The 20665-nt window shown below is 71.3% G+C and carries 19 protein-coding genes and 1 pseudogene; 6 read left to right on the top strand and 14 right to left on the bottom strand.

Annotation, left to right across the window (positions count from 1 at the left end; translation table 11 throughout):
* On the bottom strand, positions 1–289 hold a 289-nt coding region (locus ACFWY6_RS11260), incomplete at its 3' end, for a M55 family metallopeptidase (RefSeq protein WP_384687951.1).
* A 161-nt stretch (positions 290–450) separates the two neighbouring features.
* Between ACFWY6_RS11260 and ACFWY6_RS11255 the strand changes: the two genes are divergently transcribed.
* Together ACFWY6_RS11255 and ACFWY6_RS11250 are read left to right on the top strand one after the other, a co-directional pair.
* A complete protein-coding gene (locus tag ACFWY6_RS11255; RefSeq protein ID WP_384687932.1) occupies positions 451–1269 on the top strand; it encodes a mycofactocin-coupled SDR family oxidoreductase in 819 nt (272 codons plus the stop codon).
* 33 nt (positions 1270–1302) lie between these two features.
* Complete coding sequence (locus ACFWY6_RS11250) at positions 1303–2964, top strand: amidohydrolase (protein ID WP_384687931.1); 1662 nt, start codon at positions 1303–1305, stop codon at positions 2962–2964.
* 18 nt (positions 2965–2982) lie between these two features.
* On the opposite strand, the gene ACFWY6_RS11245 is transcribed toward ACFWY6_RS11250, so the two are convergent.
* Positions 2983–3630: a TetR/AcrR family transcriptional regulator gene (locus ACFWY6_RS11245; protein ID WP_384687930.1), complete on the bottom strand. Its 648-nt coding sequence runs from the start codon at positions 3628–3630 to the stop codon at positions 2983–2985.
* 99 nt (positions 3631–3729) lie between these two features.
* Here ACFWY6_RS11245 and ACFWY6_RS11240 point away from each other — a divergent pair, with 99 nt between their 5' ends.
* The 3 genes from ACFWY6_RS11240 to ACFWY6_RS11230 all read left to right on the top strand — a co-directional run bounded on the left by ACFWY6_RS11240 (position 3730) and on the right by ACFWY6_RS11230 (position 7007).
* Positions 3730–5127 (top strand): MFS transporter, encoded by a 1398-nt coding sequence (locus ACFWY6_RS11240; protein WP_384687929.1) that lies wholly within the window; start codon positions 3730–3732, stop codon positions 5125–5127.
* The gene (locus ACFWY6_RS11235; protein WP_384687928.1) at positions 5124–6350 is read left to right on the top strand and encodes an FAD-dependent monooxygenase; all 1227 of its coding nucleotides are present in this window, start codon (positions 5124–5126) and stop codon (positions 6348–6350) included. The genes ACFWY6_RS11240 and ACFWY6_RS11235 overlap by 4 nt, the downstream gene beginning before the upstream one ends.
* A 177-nt stretch (positions 6351–6527) precedes the next feature.
* On the top strand, positions 6528–7007 hold the full coding sequence (locus ACFWY6_RS11230; RefSeq protein WP_384687927.1) for a hypothetical protein: 480 nt from the start codon (positions 6528–6530) through the stop codon (positions 7005–7007).
* A gap of 2 nt (positions 7008–7009) precedes the next feature.
* On the opposite strand, the gene ACFWY6_RS11225 is transcribed toward ACFWY6_RS11230, so the two are convergent.
* Positions 7010–8542: a carboxylesterase/lipase family protein gene (locus tag ACFWY6_RS11225; protein WP_384687926.1), complete on the bottom strand. Its 1533-nt coding sequence runs from the start codon at positions 8540–8542 to the stop codon at positions 7010–7012.
* A 6-nt stretch (positions 8543–8548) separates the two neighbouring features.
* Positions 8549–9469: an MBL fold metallo-hydrolase gene (locus ACFWY6_RS11220; RefSeq protein ID WP_384687925.1), complete on the bottom strand. Its 921-nt coding sequence runs from the start codon at positions 9467–9469 to the stop codon at positions 8549–8551.
* A 102-nt stretch (positions 9470–9571) separates the two neighbouring features.
* Here ACFWY6_RS11220 and ACFWY6_RS11215 point away from each other — a divergent pair, with 102 nt between their 5' ends.
* The gene (locus ACFWY6_RS11215; protein ID WP_384687924.1) at positions 9572–10480 is read left to right on the top strand and encodes a helix-turn-helix domain-containing protein; all 909 of its coding nucleotides are present in this window, start codon (positions 9572–9574) and stop codon (positions 10478–10480) included.
* A gap of 21 nt (positions 10481–10501) precedes the next feature.
* Here ACFWY6_RS11215 and ACFWY6_RS11210 read toward each other — a convergent pair whose 3' ends face one another.
* The 10 genes and pseudogenes from ACFWY6_RS11210 to ACFWY6_RS11165 all read right to left on the bottom strand — a co-directional run.
* Positions 10502–11659, bottom strand: coding sequence for an agmatine/peptidylarginine deiminase (locus ACFWY6_RS11210; RefSeq protein ID WP_384687923.1), 1158 nt, complete (start codon positions 11657–11659; stop codon positions 10502–10504).
* A gap of 86 nt (positions 11660–11745) precedes the next feature.
* Positions 11746–12543 (bottom strand): ABC transporter ATP-binding protein, encoded by a 798-nt coding sequence (locus tag ACFWY6_RS11205; protein ID WP_384687922.1) that lies wholly within the window; start codon positions 12541–12543, stop codon positions 11746–11748.
* Positions 12536–13591, bottom strand: coding sequence for an ABC transporter ATP-binding protein (locus ACFWY6_RS11200; protein ID WP_384687921.1), 1056 nt, complete (start codon positions 13589–13591; stop codon positions 12536–12538). The genes ACFWY6_RS11205 and ACFWY6_RS11200 overlap by 8 nt, the downstream gene beginning before the upstream one ends.
* Entirely contained in the window at positions 13588–14442 is an 855-nt protein-coding gene (locus ACFWY6_RS11195) for an ABC transporter permease (protein WP_384687920.1), read from the bottom strand. The genes ACFWY6_RS11200 and ACFWY6_RS11195 overlap by 4 nt, the downstream gene beginning before the upstream one ends.
* Entirely contained in the window at positions 14439–15398 is a 960-nt protein-coding gene (locus ACFWY6_RS11190; protein WP_384687919.1) for an ABC transporter permease, read from the bottom strand. The genes ACFWY6_RS11195 and ACFWY6_RS11190 overlap by 4 nt, the downstream gene beginning before the upstream one ends.
* Positions 15395–17065: an ABC transporter substrate-binding protein gene (locus ACFWY6_RS11185; RefSeq protein ID WP_384687918.1), complete on the bottom strand. Its 1671-nt coding sequence runs from the start codon at positions 17063–17065 to the stop codon at positions 15395–15397. Before ACFWY6_RS11185 ends, ACFWY6_RS11190 begins: the two co-directional genes overlap by 4 nt.
* A 19-nt stretch (positions 17066–17084) precedes the next feature.
* The gene (locus ACFWY6_RS11180) at positions 17085–18101 is read right to left on the bottom strand and encodes an agmatine/peptidylarginine deiminase (protein WP_384687917.1); all 1017 of its coding nucleotides are present in this window, start codon (positions 18099–18101) and stop codon (positions 17085–17087) included.
* A gap of 7 nt (positions 18102–18108) precedes the next feature.
* Positions 18109–18345 (bottom strand): annotated as a pseudogene (locus tag ACFWY6_RS11175) (urease subunit gamma); the annotation flags it as partial.
* 119 nt (positions 18346–18464) lie between these two features.
* Positions 18465–19046, bottom strand: a complete 582-nt coding sequence (locus ACFWY6_RS11170; protein ID WP_266872087.1) for a TetR/AcrR family transcriptional regulator — start codon at positions 19044–19046, stop codon at positions 18465–18467.
* A gap of 54 nt (positions 19047–19100) precedes the next feature.
* Positions 19101–20665, bottom strand: a 1565-nt coding sequence (locus tag ACFWY6_RS11165) for a serine/threonine-protein kinase (protein WP_384687916.1), incomplete at its 5' end; no start/stop codon positions are given.

The following is a 20665-nucleotide window of genomic DNA, read 5'->3' as shown; positions in this document are numbered from 1 at the left end:
ACGCCGTACGAAGGTGGAGACCGTGAAGGCCATCCGTCGATTCACCGTACGTCCCCCCCCTACCCCCCCCCCGTCCCCCCCCCCCCCGCCCCCTTGCGGCCGGGTCCGGGGGCCCCCGGGTCACCCCCCCACACACCCCGCCCCCCCCAAACACCCCCCCGGGGGGGGTTACCCCGTCCGAGGTGAACATCGCCCGGCACCGCTCCCACTGCGGCGTACCGGGCAGCACGTCGGCGGGCCAGGTCACTCCGGTGGCGCCCTCCATGTCGGCGCTGATGAGGATCTTCATGACGAGCTGTCCCGTCGCAGGTCGCAGGCGTGGATCTTCATGCCGCTTCACGTTACGCGCCGACGGCGATATCAGCCACGATGAGAGGGCGAACACACCCGGTTCTCGCCGGAACATCGCGGCGAGGTGACGTTCGTAGATCCCTGCGGTAGGCCGGAACCATGAAGGGGCGTCTTGACGGCAAGGTGGCCTTCGTCACCGGCGCGGCCGGCGGACTCGGCCGCGGCCACGTTCTGCGGATGGCGGAGGAAGGCGCCGACCTGGTCATCGTGGACATCTGCGGGCCGGTCGACACCGTGCCCTACCCGCAGTCGACACCGGAGGAGCTGGGCGAGGCGGTCGACGAAGTGCGGGCCCTGGACCGCCGCGTCGTGGCACGGCAGGCGGATGTGCGCGATCGGGCCGCACTCCAGGAGGCGTACGACGCGGGGCTCGCCGAGTTCGGGCAGATCGACGTCGTCGTCGCCAACGCGGGGATCGCACCGCTCCTTGTGGAAGACCGGCTGCAGGCGTGGCACGACGCCATCGATGTGAACCTCACCGGCACGTTCCACACCATCGAGGTGGCCATCCCGTCGATGGTCGCCGCCGAGCGGGGCGGCTCGATCGTGATCGTCAGCTCCACCGCCGGCCTTGTCGGCATCGGCGGGGCCAGCAACGGCGGCCTGGGTTACGCCGCCTCCAAACACGGTGTGGTCGGGCTGATGCGTACGTACGCCAACAACCTCGCCCGGCACAGCATCAGGGTGAACTCGGTGCACCCCACCGGCGTGGCCACCCGCATGGTGACCGATCCGGCCATCGTCGAGTTCGTCGCCCAGGACCCGATGCTGTCCGGGGATGCACCAAATGCCCTTCCGGTGGCCACAGTCGAGCCGGTCGACGTGGCGAACGCCGTCCTGTGGCTGGCCTCGGACGAAGCCCGCTATGTCACCGGTGTCACGCTGCCCGTCGACGCCGGATTCATCAACCGCCGCTGAGTCGCCGAGCCGGCGGTGGAGAGGGGGAGCGCCATGGCCGATCGGGCCGATCGGGCCGATCAGTACGCGGACACGGTTCTGGTGGGCGGGCACGTCAAGACGTCGTCGGGCTGGGCCGAGGGACTCGCCGTACGCGCCGGTGTCATCGAAGCGGTCGGCGGCCGCGAGGACGTGCTGCGCCGGCGCGGACCGGACACGCGGGTGATGGAGCTGGCCGGCGACACCGTCCTGCCGGGCCTGCACGACCTGCATGTGCACCCGATCTACGCCGGGGTCCGCGAACGCCGCTGCAAGGTCCCGCAGGGCTCGAACCTGGCCGACACCCTCCGCATCGTGGCCGCTCACGTGTCTCGGGCCGCCCCCGGCGCATGGGTTCTCGGCGGGCAATGGGACACGTCCGCGCTCGGCACCCTCCCGGACCGGACCGTCCTTGACGCCGTCGCCCCCCATCATCCTGTCCTCCTGGAGGACACCAGCGGACACAGCTCATGGGCGAACAGCGCGGCACTCCGGGCCGCCGGAATCGGCCCCGGCACACCGGACCCGCCGGGCGGCGTCTTCGAGAGGGACCTCGCAGGCCGTCCGAGCGGCATACAACGCGAGACCGCCGCCGATCTGCTCGCCGCCTCGGCCCCCAAGCCCGCCGACGAGGAGGTGGAGGCGGCCCTGGAGTGGGCGCTGGGAGAGATGCTCTCCTACGGGATCACGTCGTTCACCGAGGCCGCGGTCGGGTTCACCGCCGGGCCGCGGGCCGAACTGCTCGCCTACACCCGGCTCGCCGCGCGCGGAGCGGTCAGGCAGCGCGTGCGTCTCAGTCTCGTGTGGTCCCCCAATGACCCTGCCTGTGAAGAGGTGATCGCGACACGGAACCTCTGCGCGAGCGGTCACATCACACCCGACTGCGTGAAGATCTTCCTCGACGGGGTACCGACCGACAGCCGCACGGCGGCGATGATCGAGCCCTACACGGCCACGGGCGATGGACGAGACGACGAGGCAGGCAGGCACGGGCTGCTCGCGATCGCGCCGGCAGTCCTCGATCAGGCGGTGACCCGATTCGACCGGATGGGCATCACCGTCAAGTTCCACGCGGCCGGCGATGCGGCGGTCAGGGCGGCGCTCGACGCCGTCGAGGCCGCCCGCGCGGCCAACGGACACGGCCCCTGCATGCACAACGTAGGACACTGCACGTTCGTGGCGAAGACCGACATCGAGCGGGCGGCACAGATCGGCGCGACGTTCGAAGTCTCGCCCTACTTGTGGCAGCCCTCCCCCATCTGCTCCGACATCGCAACGGCCGTCGGCCCACAGGCGGTTGAACGCGTGTGGCCGGTGCGCGAGATGCTCGAAGCCCACGCGCTGGTCGTGCCGGGGTCGGACTGGTGCGTGGTGCCGTCGGTGAATCCGTGGTCCGCCATCGAAACGCTCGTCACCCGGCAGCGGCCAGGGGGCAGCCCTGACAGTTTCGGCGCGTCGCAAGCCATCACGCTGGAGCAGGCCTTCGAACTCTTTACGGTCAACTCCGCGCGGCAGGAGGGCATGGCGCACCGGGTCGGGCGGATCGAACCGGGCATGCTCGCCGACGTCATCGTCGTCGGCCAGAACCCCTTCGAAGTGCCGGTCACTCAAGTCCACGCCACCGAGGTCAAGATGACGTTCGTCGAGGGTGAACTGGGCTTCGACGCCGGGGCGTAGCGGCCATCCGGGCGTCGGTCACCTGGTCCGGTACGCCCGGAGAAAGGTCCGCACTCCCTCGACGACGAGTGGCCGGACGCGGGTGTCCTGCGCGGCGTTCGCGGAACCGAGCCGGTCAAGGGCGACGCCGAAGGTCAGCGCGATGAACTGGTCGGCCGCGAGTCGGGGGTCGGGGACGTCGAGCAGCCCGGCCGCGGCCAGGGCGGCGAGCCGCTCGGCGATCGCTTCGTCGGGGGTGTCGGCCATGGCGTTGTAGCCCCGGTGCGGAAGGTTGCCGGACTCCGCCCGGACCAGTCGTTGCAGCGTCGCGTACTCCGCCGAGCCGAGCATGTCGGTCGCGATGCGCATCGAGAACGTGACCAGGGCGTCCTCGAGTTCGGCGTCCTCGGCGACGTCGGTGAGCGTGTCGTCGAGGGTGCGCCGGATCGTGGTGATCAGTGACTGGCCGACGGCGTCGACGACTGCCTGCAGCAGCGTCTGCTTGTCGCCGAAGTAGTCGTAGACCGTCCGCTTGGACACCTCGGCCCGTGCGGCGACCGCGTCGACGCTCGACCGGTCGAAGCCGTCGGCGAGGAACAGTTCCCGGGCCGCCGTGAGGATGGCGGCCCGCTTGTGCGCGGACCCCTCGCGCAGCGTCTTCGTGGTCGGTGACTTCGTGGTCGGCATGGGCACATCTTAGCCGTCCTACACTGCACGGTGTAGTGTAGTTCTGTACTCGGCACATGTCCTTGCACGCCCGCCCATGCCGGAAGGGACGTCTCGTCCATGACCGCAACGCTCGCTCCACCGGTCCGCGTCGAAAAGGCCGCCATCTGGGCCCTCGGCATGCTGGCCGTCGCCACCGGGGCCCTGGAGTCGGTGGTGGCGCCGACGCTCCCGCTCCTGCAACGCGAGCTGGACATCAGTCCGTCCACCGGGGCGGTGCTCAACGTCGTGCTCGCCATCACCGGCGCGCTCGTCACACCGCTCGCGGGCAAGCTCGGCGACCGCTACGGCGGAAAACGGGTCCTCATCCGGCTGATGGCAGTGGTCTCGGTCGGTGGCCTGGTCTCCGCGGTGGCGCCGAACCTGCCCGTGCTGCTGCTCGGCCAGGTACTGCAGGGGGCGATGATCGGCGCGCTGCCCCTGTCGTTCATCGTGGTGCGCAAACACCTCCCCGCGCGGGAGTCGAAGGTGGCCATCGGGCTGGTCAGCGGGATGTTCGTGGGTGGCTCGATGGTGGGTCTCCTTGCGGCCGGGCCCGTGGCGCAGGCGCTCTCGCGACACTGGATGTTCGCGGTGCCGACGTTCGCGGTCATCGGGTTCACCCTGCTGGTGAACAGGCTGATGCCGGCTGACGAGCCGGGCCGGACGGGCGGAGCCGGGATCGACTGGCCGGGCATGCTTCTCTTGAGCGGGATCCTGGTCACGCTCATGCTCGCCCTCGCGGTGGCGCCCGACGCCGGCTCGCAGCCGCTCGTGCTCCTCGCCCTCCTCGTGCTGCTGGCCGCCTTCGTGGCCGGGTGGACGGCCGTTGAACGTCGTGCGGCCGCGCCGCTGATCGATCTGAGCATGCTGGCGCGGCCTGTGATCTGGAAGTCGTGTGTGCTGACGTTCGTGATCTGCCTCGGCACCGCGACGGGGGTCTTCCTCATTCCGCAACTGCTCGACGTGTCCGGCGACGGGTACGGGTTCGGGGCCAGCGCCACCATGATCGGCTTCATCCTCCTGCCCGGCGCCGTGGCCGGGACGCTGGCCGGGCCGGCCGGTGGGCTCGGGGAGCGGCGTTTCGGCTCGCGCGCCGTGGCCGCTGCCGCGGTCGTCCTCATGACCACCGCCATGCTCGCCCTGTCCTTCGCACACACCGAGGTCTGGCACATCGTCGTCGGCAAGGCGCTCATCGCGCTGGCCAACGGCCTGTGCGTGACGGCCATGGTGACCGGCATCGTCTCTTCCGTCGATGAAAGTGACACCGGCATCGCCACCAGCCTGATCCTGGTGACGCGCGTCCTTGGCTCCGCCATGGGCGGGATGCTCGGTGGCGTGCTCCTCACTTCGGGGACCCCTTCCGGATCGAAGGTCCCGGACGAATCGGCCTTCGTCGCCGGCTTCCTCATCGCCGGCGTCGTCGCGGCGCTGTCCCTGCTTGTCGTCCGTTCCATGAGCAAAGGAGCCAGGAAATGACCCCCACCGATCAGCTGAGGGACATCCGTTCCACGCCCAGGCGCGAGGTCCTGATATCCGGGGCCAGCATCGCGGGTCCCGCCCTCGCGTTCTGGCTCAACCGCTACGGATTCGCGGTCACGGTGGTCGAGAAGGCGAGCGCACCGCGGAGCGGTGGTTACCCCGTCGACGTACGCGGCACCGCACTTGAGGTCGTGCGGAGGATGGGGATCCTGCCGCGGCTGCGGGAGGCGCACATCGACCTGCGCCGGCTGACCTTCCTCGACGCGGACGGCGGCGAGGTGGCCTCGCTCGACCCGCACAGCGTCACCGGCGGGGTCGCGGGAGAGGACCTGGAGGTGCCGCGCGGGGATCTGACCGACGCTCTCTACGCGGCGGTCCGTGACGACGTGGAGTTCCTGTTCGGCGACTCCATCGACACCCTCGACCAGTCGGGCGGCCATGGGGTCGACGTCACCTTCCGCGGGGGCGGCAGGCGTACGTTCGACATGGTGGTCGGCGCGGACGGTCTGCACTCGCGCACCCGGGAGGCCGTGTTCGGCCCCGAAGAGCAGTTCCACCGGTACCTCGGCTACTGCTTCGCGGGATTCACGATGCGCAACACCTTCGGGCTCTCCCACGAGACCGTGCTGTGGAACACCCCGGGCAGAGCCGCGGCTCTCTACGCCGCGGGGGACGACGGCGAAGTGCACGCCTTCCTGAACTTCGCCCGCCCGCAACCGCCGTTCGACGCGTTCCGGAACCCTCAGGCCCAACGGGACCTGGTCGCCGCGGTCTTCGCCGACGCGGGATGGGAGGTCCCCGGCATGGTCGCCGCCCTGCGCGACGCGGACGACCTGTTCTTCGACGTGGTCAGCCAGATCCGTATGCCCCGCTGGTCAAGCGGCAGGGTCGCGCTGGTGGGCGACGCCGCGTACGCACCGTCGTTCCTCACCGGGCAGGGCTCTAGCCTGGCGCTCGTCGGTGCGTACATGCTGGCCGCTTCCCTGGCCGACCGTGACCACACAGCGGGCTTCGCCGCGTACGAAGACAGCACCCGCGGGTTCGTGACCGCGAACCAGGACCAGGTCGGCAAGGGCGACGCCACCCTCTTCCCCACCACCGCACGGGCCCTGGAGCAGCGCAACGCCATGCTGCGACAGCTCAGCACCATGCCGCCCTCCCGGGAGGGACGACCGGCCCACTCGGCCCTCACGCTGCCCGAGTTCATGCCTGTGCCGTAGCTCAAGCAGGTTCGTTCCGGTCAACTCTCGTTATCAGAACTACGCCGCCAAGCCCATCCCTGAGGAGGACAACAGGAAGGGCGGGGAACGGATCGCCGAGTTCTACAAGGTCGACCGTATCCTCGGCTCCGACGCGTTCTACGTCCATATCCGCAGCTGACCGCTGGAGGTGAGCCGGTGACGGCCACTCCCCCGTCCGCCGAACTTCTCGGCGCGACGACCGCCGAGCCCTGCATCTCGTACTTCACCTTCTTCCTGCGCGGCCTGGAGGACGGCGCCGATCCTCAGGCGGCCGTCGGCACCGCCCCCAAACGCTGGACGGTGCTCGCCGGTCCTGGCGGCGCGCTCTTCCGGTGCGCCACCACCGACTTCCACCCACAGGTACGCCTTGAGAGCTGGTCCGGCGAACCGGCGGCGCCGCAGGGCAGCTGGGACACCCTGGAGACAGTGGAGTTCGAGCTGTTCCGGCACGGGAAGGTGCAGCTCAACGAGTGGGACGGCTTTCCGTCGGGCGAGCCGGTGGAACTCGGCGGACCGGGCGTCTACCGGCTGCGCGCGGCGAGCCTGGGCCGCGACGCCGCGAAGGAGCGGCACGCGGCCGGCGAGATGTTCTTCCACGGCACGGAGGAGTGGCTGATCCAGCTCTGGCCGCGCTGAGGTCAGGCATCCAGTGATGCGCACGCGCCGGGCGGGGACCACGCCCGGCGTTCCGCCCCGCGGGGGTCGGGCAGGGTCACCCACTGCTCGCCGATCCGCATCGTCGTACGGCGTTCGGTGTCGTACGCGTCCCAGCCCGGATCCCCGGTACGCGCGAACCGCACCCACGCGGCACGCAGCCGTTCCGCCAGGCCGACCGGAACCGGGATTGGGCCCAACAGGCCGTGCGCGCCGCGGAGTTCGGGCAGGTCGGTCCGCCCGAACAGGAACGGGACCTCCACCGCGTGCGCGGCACCGAGCACGCCGCGCCAGTCGAACTCGTAGTGGAAGGTGCGGCGCCCGGCGGTGGCGTACGCCTCCGCGAGGGCCCACGTCCCCTTGCCGAACAGCGCGTCGCCGAACACGGCCGAGCGCAGCCCGGCATCCGGGGTGCCGGGCCGGGCGGCGGCCCGGTACGCGGCCAGGAGGCTGTCCGGGTCCGGGTGCGCCCGCGCGGCCGCGCCGTGCGCGTCCTCTCCGTCGGCGGCCGGGTAGAGGTTGCCCTCCTGCGTCGTCGTCCCGAGGAGCAGGTCCACGGCGGCGGGCAGGGCGTGCGCGGGCTGTACCGGAAGGACCACACTGAACGGGGTCAGCCCCATCAGCGGGTCGTACGCACCCGGCGTACGCAGGTCGATCCCGCAGAGCCGGCCGACGACCTCGGCGAGACGGTCGTCCGGCACGGCCGCGAAGTCATCGGCGTGCGCCGCGACCCCCAGCTCCCGCGCCGCCGCGCGTGTCACCCGGGCTGCCTGCTCCGGGGTGAAGGCGCCGAGCCCGCTGCCGCTCTGCACGATGGCCCGGCGCAGCAGTCCCGCCGCCTCGGGCGCGGCCGCAACGGCGGAGACGATCGTGGCCCCGGCGGACTGGCCGAAGAGGGTGACGGTCCCCGGGTCCCCGCCGAAGGCCGCGATGTTCTGCCGTACCCAGCGCAGCGCGGCGACGACGTCGAGCAGCCCGCGGTTGCGCGGCGCGCCCGCGAGGTCGAGGAAACCCTGGACGCCGAGCCGGTAGTTGACGGTCACCAGGACCACGCCCTCCCGGGCGAGTGCGGTGCCGTCGTAGAGCGGCGCGCTGGTCGAGCCTGCGGTGAAGCCGCCGCCGTGCACGAAGACCATGACCGGCAGCCCGCGGGCACCACCGTCCGCTCCGATGTCAGCTCCGATGTCTGCTCCGATGTCTGCCTCGATGTCTGCTTCGATGCGGGGCGTCCAGACGTTCACCGTCAGATAGTCCTCGCCCCGGATCCAACCCGGCCCGAAGTAGGGGGACATGTCGATGTCACCGAGACGGCGTGCTACCTGCGGCGCGGTCGGCCCGGGGACGGTGGCTTCTCGGACCCCGGCCCAGGGCGCGTGCGGGTCCGGCGCGGCGAACCTGCCCGCGCCTTGGGGCGGGGCGGCGTACGGGATGCCGAGGAACACCCCGATGCCGTCCTGCTTGAGACCCCGGACGGGGCCGAGCGTGGTCTCCACTACGGGATTGCGGGAGTTTGGCATCGCCGGTCAGCCCTCGTCGCCGGGGGTGTACGGCGTGAAGGGAGCCCAGCCCTTGATGGTGAACCGGCCGCCGTCGCGGGCGACTTCGGCCGCGCCGTGACCGCCGAAGTGCGCGGGGAACAGCAGTCCGTTGCGGTCGGCCGCCCAGCCGAGTACCCGGCGCCGGGCGGCCCGTGACCGGCCGGGATCCTCGCAGAAGCAGCTGTTCGCGTCCGGTTCCAGGATCTGCACGGGACTGTGCAGCAGGTCGCCCACGAACGCCGCCCTTTCGCTGCCGGACGCGAGGGTGAGCACGGCGGAGCCGGGGGTGTGGCCCGCGGCGAGTTCAAGCCGCAGATGCGCGTCGATCCGGTAGCCGTCGCCCTCCCACAGCAGGGTCCTGCCCGCCTCGTGCACCGGGGCGACGCTGTCCTCGAAGACGTGGGCGTTGCCGTCGCCGAGTACGGAGGTGTGGCCGGTCGCCGGGTTCCAGAACTCGAAGTCGTTCCGGTGGATCAGGTAGGTGGCGTTCGGGAAGGTGGGCACCCAACTGCCCCCGTCGAGGCGGGTGTTCCAGCCCACGTGGTCCGCGTGCAGGTGGGTGTTGACGACGAGGTCGACGTCCTCCGGCGCGACTCCGGCGCGGGCGAGATGGCCCAGGAAGTCGGTCTCCAGGTGATCCCAAGGGGTGCCGGGCCGCGGCTTGTTGTTGCCGCCCCCGGTGTCGACGAGGATGACCCTGCCTTCGCTGCGCAGCACCCAGGTCTGCAGCGCGGCGTTGACGACCGGCGGCTCTCCCGCGATGAACTCCGGCCGCAGCCAGCTCTCTTGTGCCTCCCAGACCTCCTCACTGCTCTCGGGTACGAAAGCGCGTGGTGTGAACCCGATCGGTCCGTAGAACTCGCGGACCCGGGTCACGGTGACATCGCCCAACTCGATGGTTTCCATGCCCTCAAGGCTGCGCGGGCCCCCGGAAGTCGGCCACACCCTCCCCTGCCTATCCCCGCCAGGGAGAGGCAACCGGCCTGCGGGCAACGGATACTGGGCCGCATGGACGGACAGAGCGGACAGAGCGCCCTCGGCGCGTTCCTGCAGGCCCGCCGGTCCCGGCTGCGGCCCGAGGACATCGGCCTTGACACGTACGGGGAACGGCGTCGCGTCCCGGGCCTGCGCCGCGAGGAACTCGCCCTGCTCGCCGGGGTCAGTGCCTCGTACTACGCGCGCCTGGAGCAAGGCCACTCGCACAACGCGTCCCCGGAGGTCCTCGACGCGATCGCGCAGGCGCTGTGTCTGGACGAGACCGAGCGCCTGCACCTGCGCGACCTCGCGGGCGCGGCGGTCCGGCGCCGCCGCCCGGCCCGTCGGCCGCCGCCGGAGCGGGTCGACGCACCGACCCGTACGCTTCTCGACTCGATGCCCGACGTGCCCGCCGTCGTCACCGGCCGACGCGCCGACGTCCTGGCCTGGAACCCGCTCGGCCACGCGCTGTTCGCGGGCCACCTCGACCCGTCGGCGCCGGAGCGCTCGGCCGACCGGCCCAACATGGCCCGGTTCCTCTTCCTCGACGCCCACGCGCGCGACCTCTACCTCACCTGGGAGAGCAAGGCGCGGGCCGTCGTGGCCAATCTGCGGTACGCGGTGGGCCGTCACCCCGATGACGCGCTGCTGGCCTCCCTCATCGGCGAACTCAGCATGAAGAGCGCCGAGTTCGCGAAGATGTGGGCCGACCACCGGGTGCGCCCCTGCACCATCGCCGAGCACAAGATGCGGCATCCGCTGGTGGGCCCGATGACCGTCACCCAGCAGGCGCTCAACCTCTCCGACGATCAGGTGCTCGTCGTGGCGACCGCCCCCGCGGGATCAGAGGGCCGCACGACCCTCCGGCTCCTTGCGCAGGCGACCACCGCCCCCACGACGATCACCCACGCGGTGTGGGCGGGGAACCACACGGACAGCTGAGGCGTACGCCGCGAACTGCCCCTACGCCACCGGCTGTTGCTGGGTGACGCAGTGGATGCCGCCGCCTCCCGTGCCCAGGCGGTCGATGTTCAGCTGCTCGATGGTGCGGTCGGGGTAGAGCCGGGCCAGTGTGGCCTTCGCCGCCGCGTCCGCGCCTTCGTCGCCGAAGTGGGCGCAGATGACGGCGTCGTTGCACAGATAGAAGTTCGCGTAGGAGGCCAGGAAGTCCGGGTCGGTGGAGCGGATCTTCTCGTAGTCCGGGCCCTGGAGCTTCATCACGTCCATCGGCCGGCCGTCGGCGGTCGTCGACCCGGTGAGGACGCGGTACTGCTGCCGTGCGTCCTTGGCGTAGTCGTCGTTGTCCGACGCGAGCGGCATCTGGACGAGGGCTTCGCCCGGGGCGAGGAAGCGTGACGTGGCGTCGACGTGGTCGTCGGTGATGTCCTGCCCGTACACGCCGTCGAACCAGATGACCTTGGACGCGCCGTAGGCGTCGCGCATCGCCGCCTCCAGCGTGCCCTGCTCCATTCCGGGGTTGCGGTTCTTGTTGAGCAGGCTGCTGCGGGTCGCCATCAGGGTGCCCGCGCCGTCCTGTTCGACGGCTCCGCCCTCGCCCACGAAGTCGGCCCGGGTGAAGGGCACGCCGACGTACGAGGCGATGCGTTCGGCGACTCTCGCGTCGCTCCTGTGGGTCTGTTTGTCGCCCCAGCCGTTGAAGTTGAGGCCGACCGCGTCGAGGCCGCCGGCTCCGTCGGTGCGGAAGACCGGGCCGGTGTCGCGCGTCCAGCAGTCGTCGACGGGGATCGAGCTGATGACGGTGACCGAGGACCCGCACATCGAGCGTGCCCTGGCCGCGCTCGCGGAGTTGGCGCACATGGTGACCGGTTCGTACGCGGCGATGGTGCGGGCGATCAGTGCGATGTCGGCCTGGATTCCGCGGAGGCGGCCGCCGCCCCAGATCGCGGTACTGTCCGGCCAGGTCATCCAGGTGCGGGTGTGGCGGACGTCCTCGACGGGGACGCGGTAGCCGCCGGCGGCGGGTCGGCGGCTCGGCCCCGCGCCTGCCCTCCCCTGCGTCAGGGCAAGGGTCGCACCGGCGGCGGTCAGTCCGGCGGCCGCCAGGAACCTGCGCCTGTTCGGGCCCGGCCCTGCGGGCGATCCGGCTCTGCTTCCGTTCATGTGGTGCCTCCTGAGTCTGTGAAGGTGCGTACGGGTCTGATGGGGGAAGCCCCTGCTTCTGTCGGCGGAGGCTCGGTGACGGTGCGTCACAGAGCCCGCCTCGCGGCCGCGATTCCTTCCGGGTCCCAGCCGGGGCGCGGCACCGAGTTCATGAGCAGTCGTGTGTAGGGGTGTTGGGGTCCGCCGAGCACGTCGGCGGTGGTGCCCGCCTCCACGACACGGCCGTGCCGCATGACGATGACGTCGTCGGTGACGCAGCGGACCACGCCGAGGTCGTGGGTGATGAAGAGGTAGCCGATCGCCGTCTGTTCGCGGATGTCGGCGAGCAGATTGAGGATCTGCGCCTGTACGGACACGTCGAGGGCGGCGACCGCCTCGTCGAGGACCAGGACGGCCGGCTCCACGGCGAGGGCGCGTGCGATCGCGACCCGCTGGCGCTGGCCGCCCGAGAGCTGTCCCGGCCTCGCGTCGGCGGCCCGCGCGCCAAGGCCCACCTGGTCGAGGAGTTCCCGCACCCGGGACGTGTGGTCCCGGCCGGGGAAGTGCAGCCGCAGGGTCTCGCGCAGGACCGCGTCGACGCTCGTTCTCGGGTCGAGGGACAGATAGGGGTCCTGGAACACCATCTGCACCTCGCGGGCACGGGCGAGCCGCCGCGCGCGCCCGCGAACCGCCGCGGGCCTGCGCGTCCCGCCCACCAACACCTCGCCGGTGTCGGCCTGTTCGAGGCCCACGACGATGCGGGCGGTGGTGGTCTTCCCGGAACCGGACTCGCCCACGATGCCGAGCGATCCTCCCTTCGGGAGGGTGAAGGACACGCCGTCCACGGCCCGTACGGCTCCGAAGCTGCGGGTCAGGCCGACGGCCTGGAGTGCGTGGTCAGGCATCGGCGGAGCTCCTGTCTGCGATCAGCCTTTCAGTGTGGTGACAGGCGGCCCGGTGCTCCGGCCTGCCCGGCGCCGATCGGGATTCGGGTGCCTGCTGGTCGCAGACCTCCGTGGCCAGCGGGCAGCGCGCGGCGAACGCGCAGCCGGTCAACGCCGTGCGCAGATCCGGAGGTTGACCGTCGATGGCGGCGAGCCGGCCGGCTGCGGGCGCGTCCAGGCGCGGTGTCGAGGCGAGCAGAGCCGCCGTGTAGGGGTGGCGGGGCCCCGCGAACAGTTCGTCCGCGGGGCCGCTCTCGGCGATCCGTCCGGCGTACATGACGTACACGCGATCGCTGATCGACGCGGCCAGGTCGAGGTCGTGGGTGACGAACAACAGGCCGGTGCCGAACCGTTGTTGAAGCCGGGTCAGCAGAGCGACGACCTCGGCCTGGGTGGTGACGTCGAGGGCCGTGGTCGGCTCGTCGGCGAGCAGCAGGGACGGGTCACCCATGAGCGCGGCCGCGATCATGACGCGTTGGAGCATTCCGCCGGACACCTGGCCCGGGTATTTCCGGAGTACGGACGCGTCGACCCCGACTTCCTGGAGGAGTTCGGTCGCGCGGGCGGCCGCGTCGGTGTGGTTCATCGCCCCGGTCAGGACGACGCCCTCGGTGAGGAAGTCGCCGATGCGGCGCAGTGGATTGATGGCCGCTCGCGGGTCCTGGAAGATCATGGCGACGGTTCCGGTACGCAGGGCGCGCAGCCGTTCGGCGTTCATGGTCAGGACGTCGTCGCCCGCGACACAGACGCGGCCGTCGGTGAGCGCGTCGGGCGGGAGCAGGCGCAGGGCGCTGCGTGAGGTGAGGGTCTTCCCGGAGCCCGACTCGCCGACGAGGGCGACGGTTTCACCCGCGGCGACGGTCAGGCCGATGCCGTCGAGCACGGGCCGCGCGGTGCCGGGGAGCGTGATCCGCAGTCCCTGGACATCGAGTGCGTACCCCTCGTACCCCTCGTACCCCTCGTATCCCTCGTACCCCTTGTCGTTGTCGTGTGTGGGCGTCGTTCTCATGGGGTCCTCCTGGCGACGCGGTCGGCCCAGCGCTCGCCGACCACGTTGAACGCGACGACGGTGAGCACGATGAGGACGCACGGCAGGACCGCGGAGAGCGGATAGCCGTGCTGGACGGCCGTCTGTCCGTCGAAGACCATGCGGCCCCAGTCGGGGGTGAGCGGGGGAACGCCGAGCCCGAGGAACGAAAGCCCTGCGAGATCCATGAGCGCGTAGCCGAAGTTGATGGTCGCCTGGGCGAGGACGACCGGGGCGATGTTGGGCAGGACGTGGCGCAGGCAGATCTGGAGCGCCGAGTGGCCTTGGACCAAGTAGGCGCTGACGTACGGGCGTTCGCGTTCGGCGAGGACCAGTGAGCGGGTGAGGCGGCTGACGTAGGGGAGGTAGGCGACGGCGAGGGCGATGACCGGGGCGAGCAGTCCTTCGCCGTACACCGAGATGATGAGGATGGCGAGGAGCAACCCGGGGAAGGCGAAGACGAGTTCGGTGCTGCGGGAGAGCACGGAGTCCAGCCAGCCGCCCCGCCAGGCTGCGGCGGTACCGACGGCCACCCCGGCGAGCGTGGCGAAGACCACCACTCCGAGGGGGCCGAGCAGGGAGGTGCGGGCGCCGAGGAGCAGGCGGGAGAGGGTGTCGCGGCCCGCGGCGTCCACGCCGAGCGGATGCTCCGCGGAGGGCCCGGCCAGCGCGTCGCCCAGGTCGACGGCGTTGGGGTCGTGCGGCACCACCCACGGTGCGAGCAGGGCTGCGGCGACGACGAGGGCGACAAGGCCGAGACAGACGAGGTGGAGCGGTGAGCCGCAGGACCGGATCTTGGCGAGGCCGGGGCGGCGGGTGAGCACGGCGGTCATGCGGCGGACCCCCTTGAGCCGAGCGTGAGCCGCGGGTCGACCAGCGGAAGGAGCAGGTCGACGACCAGGTTCACGGCCATGAAAAGGGCGACGATGATCAGCGAGACGGCCTGGACGGTCGGGAAGTCCTTGGTGGTGGTGGACAGTTCGAGGAGCTGGCCGATGCCGCCGACGCTGAAGGCGGTCTCCACGAGGATCGTGCAGACGAGGAGCGTGGAGACGACAAGACCCCCGGTGGTCAGGACGGTGCCGAGCGAGTTGCGGAACACATGGCGGCGGACGACCTGGCGTTCGGGTACGCCGCGACTGCGGGCCACGGTGACGTGCTCGCTGCCGAGCGCTTCGAGCATCGCCGAGCGGGTGACGCGGGCGAGCATGCCGATCAGATAGAGGGCGAGCGCGACGGCGGGCAGGGTGAGATGCCAGACCCGGTCGGCGAAGCCGTCGCCCGCGCCGCCGCTGGGGAACCAGCCGAGTCGTACGGCGAAGAGACCTTGCAGCAGTACGGCCGCGACGAAGGACGGCGTACCGACGGCGAACGTCGTGGCGACCAGGACGGCGGAGTCGGTGCGCCCGCCGCGCACGGCGGCGACCCGGCCAAGGAGCAGACCGACGAGCACGACCACGGCGAGTGCCATCGAGATCAGCAGCAGCGTGGTGGGCAGCCGGTCGGCCAACAGGCGGGACACGTCGGTGCGGTAGGTGATGGACCGCCCGAAGTCGCCCTGCAGGACGTCGCCGAGCCAGGCGAGATAGCGGGCGGCGAACGGATCGTCCAAGTGGTACTGGGAGTTGATCGCCGCTACGGCTTCCGGCGAGGCCGAGCGGCCCGAGAGCAGGAAGCTCGCCGGACTGCCCGGCGCCAGATACATCGCGCCGAAGACCACGAACGACGCCGCGAGGAGAGTGGCGGCCATTTCGGCGACGCGCCGCACCGCGAATCTGAGGAAGGTCATCTCGCGGCCCCCACATCGGCGGCCCACGGGTGGTACATGTACGAGATGGTCGTCGGAGCACCGGTGATCCTCTTGTTGAGGAACACGGCGGTGGGCCACTCCGCGACGGGGATCCACGGCAGCTGCCGGGCGGCACGCCGATGGGCCGCCGCCTCGATCCCCAGACGCCGGCGCGGGTCGTCGACGGCACTGGCCCGGTCGATCAGCTTGTCGTACGCCTTGTCGCTGTGCTCCGAGAAGTTCAGGTAGGCGCCGCTCTTGAAGTTCATCAGCACGTCGAGCGGATCGGTGATCGAGTCGTAGTACGTGAGCGGGAACATGTCGATGCCCTTGCGCGCCCCGGGGTCGGTGAACAGCGCGGTGAACGCGTTGGGCGCGATGGACTTGAGGCGGATGTCGAGGCCGATCCGGGTTCCCGCGTCCTGCACGGCAGTGGCGAGGAGCGAGACGTCCTGGCCGATGGAGCTGGTGGCGATGGTCAGGGTCTTGCCCGTGGCGCCCGCCTCCTTGATCAGCTCCTTGGCGCGCGCGATGTCGGGGGCGCCGGGCCGCAGCCCCGCAAAGGCCCGCTTCCTGGTCCGCTCCGGTGCGTCCGCCCAGGCGGCGCGGGTGGTGAGCGCGCCGGTGGGCGTTCCGACTCCGCCGAGGCCGACCTGCACGAAACCGGAGCGGTCGAGCGCCAGGAACAGCGCCCGCCGGACGCGTAGGTCGCCGAGCGCGCCCCGCATGTTCGTGACGGCGACGTTGACCGTGCTCAGACCCTCGCCGAAGTAGAGCTTCCCCACGCCGCTGCCGCGCAGCCGGGCATAGCTCTCGGTGGGGATGAGATAGCTGCCGTCGGCCTCGCCGCTGAGCAGGGCGTTGGTCCTTGCGGAAGCATCGGGCAGAAACCGGAAGACGACCCTGCCGGACTTGGCTCGCTTCCCCCAGTAGCCGTCGAAGCGGTCGAGCTCGATGGACTGGCCCTTGTTCCAGGTGCCCAGGGTGAACGGCCCGGTGCAGGCGAGCCCGCCGGAGGTGCCGTAGTCCTTGCCCGCCGCCTCGACACCGGCCTTGGAGGCCACCACTCCGGCGGCGCTCGCCATGTACTGCGGGAACTGGGAGTCGGGCTTCTTGAGCTTGACGGTGACTTGGAGTGCGCCGGTCTTCCGTACGGAGGTGACGTTCTGGAACACCTGCGCCCACGCGGCGGCGTTGTCCGGGTCCCGCTGCCGCTCCAGGCTGTGGACGACGTCCTCGGCGGTCATCGTCCCGCCGCCGTGGAAGCGCACGCCCGCGCGCAGGTCGTAGACCCAGGTGGTGGGATCGGGGTGCGAGGCCTTGCGGGCCAGGCCCGGCTCGGTGGTGAGCTTCGGCGTCCAGCGCATGAGGCTCTCGCACACATTGGAGAGGACCATGTTCTGCGGGTAGTCGAACGCCACCGTGTAGTCGAGCGTGGGCGGTTCGGCGTAGAGGGCCCAGGTGAAGGAGTCGATGTCGCCCTTCGCCCGAGGGGTGTCTGCCGAGAGGGCTGACGAGATACCGGTGGCGTTCTTGGGCGGCCCGGCGCACGCCGTGAGGACGGCGAGCGCGGCAAGGCCGGCGAGTGCGCCGCGGGCGGCGGTCGATCCTGCGAACCGCCGGCCACGGCCCCGTCTCCCGGTGCGGCACGCATCTGAGGTGGTCATGAGGGCGCTCACGGCGGAGTCACGCGGTCGGACGGGCGACGGGGATCTGCTGGGTGATGCAGTGCACTCCCCCACCGCCGTACGCGATGGCCGCCGCCCGCACATCGACGACCTTGCGGCCGGGGAAGGCGTCGGCGATCACCGCGAGGGCGTCCTCGTCATCGGGCAGCCCGGCCACCGGGACGACCACACCGCCGTTGGCGACATAGAAGTTGAGGTAGGACACCTCGACCTCGCCCCCCGCCACGTCCGTGAAGACGGTCTGCGGGACGTCGACGATCTCCAGCGGACGGCCCTTGGCGTCGGTGGTGACCTCGAGCACCGCGCGGTTGGCCCGCATGCGGGCGTGGTCGGGGTGCGCCGGGTCGTCGGGGAGGGAGACGACGACTTTGCCGGGCGCGGCGAACGCGCAGACGCCGTCGACATGCCCGTCCGTCTCGGTGTCGAGCAGCCCGCCGTACGGCAGCCAGACGACCTTGGTGACACCGAGCCGCGCCTTCAGCTCGGCCTCGATCTCGTCCCGGCTCATACCCGGGTTGCGGTTGGGGTGGAGCAGACACTGCTCGGTGGTGATCAGCGTGCCCTCGCCGTCGACGGTGATCGACCCGCCCTCCAGGATCATGCCGGAGGGGATGCGGTCGATGCCGAGACGCTCCAGCAGCAGGCCGCTGATCCGGTCGTCGGCGTCGTACGGGTGATGCTTGCCGCCCCAGGCGTTGAAACGGAAGTCGACCCCGGCCCGGCGGCCGTCCCCGTCCAGGACGAACAGCGGGGCGGAGTCGCGGAACCACGAGTCGTCCAGCGGCAGTTCGACGACGTCGACGACGTCGACGCCACACCGCCTGCGGGCCTCTTCCCCGTGTCCGGGCGGCGCGACCATGGTGACCGGCTCGAACTCGGCGATGGCGCGGGCGACTTGGGCGTACTCGTCCTGCACCTGGTCGAGGACGCTCTCCCACAGGTCGACGCGGGTGGGCCAGGCCATCAGGCAGCCCTCGTGCTCGGACCATTCGGCGGGCATACGGAATGCGGTCATGAGGTGTCTCTCTTCGTACGGCGGCGACGCCCGGCAGGACGTCGCCGGGGCCCAGCACGGTGCGGCCGCATTCGATGGCGGCGGCCAGGCGCAGACCGTCCCGCGCCGCCTCGCAGACGGTGTCGGCGATCACCGCAGTGGCCTCCGGGACGTTGAGCCGCAGGCCCCGCGCATGCCGGGACCGTGCGAGCTCGGCGGCGGTGAACAGCAGCAGCCGGTCACGTTCGGTGGGGGTCAACGGCATGGGTTCATTCCCTCGCTCCGGGAGTTCGGCAGGGGTCGACTGTGGCACTGACTGAATTTTCAGTCAAGAGTCAGGAGACGACGAGTTCCGGCGGTGCGGAGGTCCGATCCGGTGGTGGGTTACTTCTCCCGCAGCAGTGCCAGCTCGGCGTCGATGGCGCCGCGCATCAGGTCACGCGCGTGGTCGATCTGCAGCCCGCCGCTGAGCCAGCGCATGCTGAGCCCTTCGAGCAGGGCGGTGAGCCGCTCGCCGGCCGCCGCCAGGGCGGGCGCCGGGGTCATCGGCTGCACCTGGCCGAGGAGGGCGGCCACTTCCTGCACCCACACCAGAGTCGCCCTGGCGAGGTCCTCCCGCAGCACTTCGTCGAAGACGGCACTCGCCCGCAGCTCGCCCCAGGCGGAGCTGTTCTCCCTGACCACCGGGGTGTCCTGCAGTTCCAGGAGGAGGGTCTCCTCCAGTTCCTCACGGGGAGCGAGCGGTTCGGCGTCCGCCTCGCGGCCGGTGGTGTAGCGCTCGGCGCGGTCGTTGATGAACTCGAGCGTCTGGCGCAGGATCCCGGTGCGGTCCTTGAAGTGGTAGTAGATCAGCCCGGTCGAGACGCCGGCCTCGGCGGCGAGCTCTTCGACGCGCAGGCCGCGGACTCCGCGGCGGGCGATGAGCCGTGCGGCCGCTTCGAGGATCTGAGTAGTGCGAGGCGCCATGAATCCGAACCCTACCGGGCCGCTCCCGGCCCGGTGATCTCGGGCGACCCTGCGTCAGCCGCCTTGGCGGTGGCGGCTCATGACCACCGTGACGGGCCCTTCGCCCGGTACGGCCTCGATCAGCCGCACGATGACGATGCTCTTCTCGTCCGGGCTCCGGACACAGAAGGGGCGCTCGTCGGCCAGTTCGTCGTACGGGAGCGTGGTCACCGGTTCGGTCTCGATGCCTCGTACGCAGTCGTCGGGGCTCAGCACATATCCGGAGGCGACGAAGGCATCGCTGTCCTCGGGAAGGACGAACTCGCCATCGGCCACCTCCAGATACCAGGTGGCGGTCTCGGCAGGGACGACCTTCCCGGCCGAGAGATCGAATTCGTAGTCGGGGTCGGGGGCGGTGAGTTCGGCGTCCGAGTAGTCCGGCACATACCCGGGCTTGGGCGAGGGTGAGGAGGAGGGCGAGGGCGGGCGGGGCGACGGCGGGCGGGATCCGCCGGAGGCGTCGGAAGCATCGGCAACGTCGCGTGTCACGTTGTCCTTGCGTTGTTCCACGACGTAGTACGCCGCGCCCCCGAGGGCCGTGAACAACGCGGCCACCAGCGCGGCCACGGCCCACCGCCGTCGGCCGCCGCGCGCACGGCGCGGGGCGGTACCGGTGAGGCCGGCGCCGCCGGGGGCCGGTCGGACGGCGACCGGTGTCGCGGGCATGGCGGCGAGCGTCGGCTGGGCGTGAACCTGTCCCGGCAATTCACCATGCGCCGCGAGTCCCGGCGCCTCGCCACGCGCCGCGATTCCCGGCGGCTCGCCATGCGCCGCGATCTCGCTGCTGACACCGCGCGGGAGCCAGCCGTCGGTGAATTCCGGATGCGCCGCAACCGCGGGATGGGCGCGCACCGCGTCGATCAGCTCGCTCGGGGCGGGCCGGTCATCGGGGTGCTTGGCGAGGCAGCGTCGCAGCAGGTCGTACAGGTCCGCGGGGACCAGGGACAGGTCCGGCTCCTCGTGGACCACCCGGTACAGCGCGGCGGACTCGGGCCCGCCCCCGAAGGGGAGTACTCCCCCGGCGACGTACGCGGCCAGCGCGCCCAGCGCGAAGACATCGGTCCCCGGTGTCACCGCCAGGCCCATCGCCTGCTCGGGCGCCATGTAGGCGGCGGTGCCGATCCGCAGGCCCACGCCGGTCAGGCCGCCGGCGTCGGCCGCGCGGGCGATGCCGAAGTCGATGACGCGGGGGCCGTCCTCGGCGAGCAGCACGTTCGCCGGCTTGAGGTCCCGGTGCACGACCCCCGCCCAGTGGATGGCCTGCAGCGCTTCGGCGATGCCCGCCACGAGCAGCAGCACCGTGCGCACCGGGAGCGGGCCGTGCCGCTCGATCACTTGTTGCAGGGAGGGGCCGGGGACGTAGGCGGTGGCCAGCCACGGTGTGGGGGCGTCGACACCCGAGTCGACGACCTGGGCGGTGAACAGCCCGTGGATGCTCCGCGCGCTGGCCACTTCGCCGGCGAAGCGCCTGCGGAACTCGGGGTCGGCGGCGAGTTCCGCCCGCACCGCCCGCCAGGCGGGGGGGCGCCCCCCCCCCCGCCGCGCCCCGGGCACACCCCCCCCCCCCCCCCCGCCCCGGC

It is taken from the genome of Streptomyces sp. NPDC059037, assembly GCF_042740015.1.
Classification (GTDB): Bacteria; Actinomycetota; Actinomycetes; order Streptomycetales; family Streptomycetaceae; genus Streptomyces.
Note: the sequence above shows the minus strand (reverse complement) of the source record. Positions and strands in the feature narration are given on the sequence as shown.

Bases quoted from the DNA above. Each gene is read 5' to 3' on its own strand.
- ACFWY6_RS11215 (WP_384687924.1), top strand. From the start codon at position 9,572: ATGGACGGACAGAGCGGACAGAGCGCCCTCGGCGCGTTCCTGCAGGCC.
- ACFWY6_RS11240 (WP_384687929.1), top strand. From the start codon at position 3,730: ATGACCGCAACGCTCGCTCCACCGGTCCGCGTCGAAAAGGCCGCCATC.
- ACFWY6_RS11200 (WP_384687921.1), bottom strand. From the start codon at position 13,591: ATGAGAACGACGCCCACACACGACAACGACAAGGGGTACGAGGGATAC.
- ACFWY6_RS11190 (WP_384687919.1), bottom strand. From the start codon at position 15,398: ATGACCTTCCTCAGATTCGCGGTGCGGCGCGTCGCCGAAATGGCCGCC.
- ACFWY6_RS11170 (WP_266872087.1), bottom strand. From the start codon at position 19,046: ATGGCGCCTCGCACTACTCAGATCCTCGAAGCGGCCGCACGGCTCATC.
- ACFWY6_RS11250 (WP_384687931.1), top strand. From the start codon at position 1,303: ATGGCCGATCGGGCCGATCGGGCCGATCAGTACGCGGACACGGTTCTG.
- ACFWY6_RS11205 (WP_384687922.1), bottom strand. From the start codon at position 12,543: ATGCCTGACCACGCACTCCAGGCCGTCGGCCTGACCCGCAGCTTCGGA.
- ACFWY6_RS11195 (WP_384687920.1), bottom strand. From the start codon at position 14,442: ATGACCGCCGTGCTCACCCGCCGCCCCGGCCTCGCCAAGATCCGGTCC.
- ACFWY6_RS11210 (WP_384687923.1), bottom strand. From the start codon at position 11,659: ATGAACGGAAGCAGAGCCGGATCGCCCGCAGGGCCGGGCCCGAACAGG.
- ACFWY6_RS11180 (WP_384687917.1), bottom strand. From the start codon at position 18,101: ATGACCGCATTCCGTATGCCCGCCGAATGGTCCGAGCACGAGGGCTGC.
- ACFWY6_RS11225 (WP_384687926.1), bottom strand. From the start codon at position 8,542: ATGCCAAACTCCCGCAATCCCGTAGTGGAGACCACGCTCGGCCCCGTC.
- ACFWY6_RS11185 (WP_384687918.1), bottom strand. From the start codon at position 17,065: ATGACCACCTCAGATGCGTGCCGCACCGGGAGACGGGGCCGTGGCCGG.
- ACFWY6_RS11255 (WP_384687932.1), top strand. From the start codon at position 451: ATGAAGGGGCGTCTTGACGGCAAGGTGGCCTTCGTCACCGGCGCGGCC.
- ACFWY6_RS11235 (WP_384687928.1), top strand. From the start codon at position 5,124: ATGACCCCCACCGATCAGCTGAGGGACATCCGTTCCACGCCCAGGCGC.
- ACFWY6_RS11220 (WP_384687925.1), bottom strand. From the start codon at position 9,469: ATGGAAACCATCGAGTTGGGCGATGTCACCGTGACCCGGGTCCGCGAG.
- ACFWY6_RS11245 (WP_384687930.1), bottom strand. From the start codon at position 3,630: ATGCCGACCACGAAGTCACCGACCACGAAGACGCTGCGCGAGGGGTCC.